Annotated in this window: 2 protein-coding genes; one reads left to right on the forward strand and one right to left on the reverse strand. The window is 70.6% G+C overall.

What is annotated here, in order from left to right; genetic code table 11:
- On the reverse strand, positions 1 to 1,161 hold a 1,161-nt coding region (locus AC1DYX_RS30965; RefSeq protein ID WP_477266033.1), incomplete at its 3' end, for a YifB family Mg chelatase-like AAA ATPase.
- A gap of 172 nt (positions 1,162 to 1,333) precedes the next feature.
- Between AC1DYX_RS30965 and AC1DYX_RS30970 the strand changes: the two genes are divergently transcribed.
- Positions 1,334 to 1,591: hypothetical protein (locus AC1DYX_RS30970; protein WP_477266035.1), on the forward strand; the 258-nt coding region annotated here is incomplete at its 3' end.

Genomic DNA, 1,591 nt, shown 5'->3' on the forward strand with positions numbered 1-1,591 from the left:
GAGCAGGGGACCGGAAATGCGGTCCTGGTAGCGCTGGACTGCATCCGGCGTGCAGCGGCATTTACCGGACGGATGGCCCAGCCAGCCGCAGGGGCATGGATTCATTGCCGCGATCAGCTGGAAACTGGCGGGGAAGTCGGCCTGGCGCGCGGCGCGCGAGATCGTGATGCCGCCCGTCTCCAGTGGTTCGCGCAGCACTTCCAGCACCTTGCGGTCGAACTCCGGCAGCTCGTCGAGGAACAGCACGCCATGATGGGCCAGCGAGATCTCGCCGGGACGCGGTACCGCGCCGCCGCCGACGAGGGCCACGCCGGAACTCGTATGGTGCGGGTTGCGGAAGGGTCGCCGGCGCCAGCGCCCGATGGCGAAGCTGCCGGCCAGCGACTGGATCGCGGCCGTTTCCAGCGCTTCCTCGTCGCGCATCGGCGGCAGCAGCCCGGGGAAGCGCGACGCCAGCATGCTCTTGCCGGCGCCGGGCGGGCCGATCAGCAGGACGGAGTGCAGGCCGGCAGCCGCCACCTCGAGTGCGCGCTTGACCTGCTGCTGGCCCTTGACGTCGGCGAAGTCCGGGTACACGGGCGGCTCGTCGGCCAGCGCCGGACGGTAGCGGGCCAGCCGTGCCTCGTCGGACGTGGCGGCGAAGTGCGCGCACACCTCCAGCAGCGAGCGGGCCGGGTAGATGGCGGCGTCCGTCACGAGCGCGGCCTCATCGGCGTTCGCCCACGGCAGCACGAAGGCACGCACCGGGACGGCGCCGGCGGCCTGCCGGCGCAGCATCGCAAAGCTCATCGCCAGCGCCCCGCGTACGGGCCGCAGCTCGCCCGACAGCGACAGTTCGCCGGCGAATTCGTAGCCGTCCAGTGCGCCGGACGGGATCTGTTCCGACGCGGCCAGGATGCCCAGCGCGATGGGCAGGTCGAAGCGGCCCGATTCCTTGGGCAGTTCGGCCGGGGCGAGATTGATGGTGATGCGCCGGCTGGGCACCTCGAACCCGGAATTTTGCAGCGCGGCGCGGACGCGGTCCTTCGCTTCGCGCACCTCGGCGTCCGCGAGGCCGACGATGTTCATCGCGGGCAGGCCATTGGCCAGGTGGACTTCCACGCTGACGGCGGGCGCTTCCATGCCGGCGAGGGCGCGGCTCCTGAGGACGGCGAGGCTCAATGGGCTCCTCCTGCGATGGGCGAGGCCCTATCTTAGGCAAGCGGGACGGATGGCCATTGAGAGCGGACAGGGGTACGTGCCGAACTTTTCTTGCAGGTCGATGCCGCCGGTTGGTGCCTGCTCTGGTAATGTAGCGGGCCCGGCCGTCCGGCCGGTTTCCATTCATCGCCGTATGCCCCGACTGATTCTTGCCCTGCTTGCCCTCGCGGTCCTGTTCTGCCTGTTGTGCGGACCCGTGACCTGGGTGGCGTTGCGCCTGTGGCGGCGCGGCGATCCAGGGGCGTTCCGGCCGCTGCGGGGCGTGTGGATCGCGCAGGTGGCGCTGGCGTGCGGGCTGGTCTTTGCCGCGGACAGCCTCGGGCTGCGTAATCCGATGGGGTATGTGGTCGCGATCGTGCTTGCGGTCAGCCTCGGTGGGGCGGGGCTGTTC

It is taken from the genome of Massilia sp. P2_C2 (assembly GCF_056404615.1).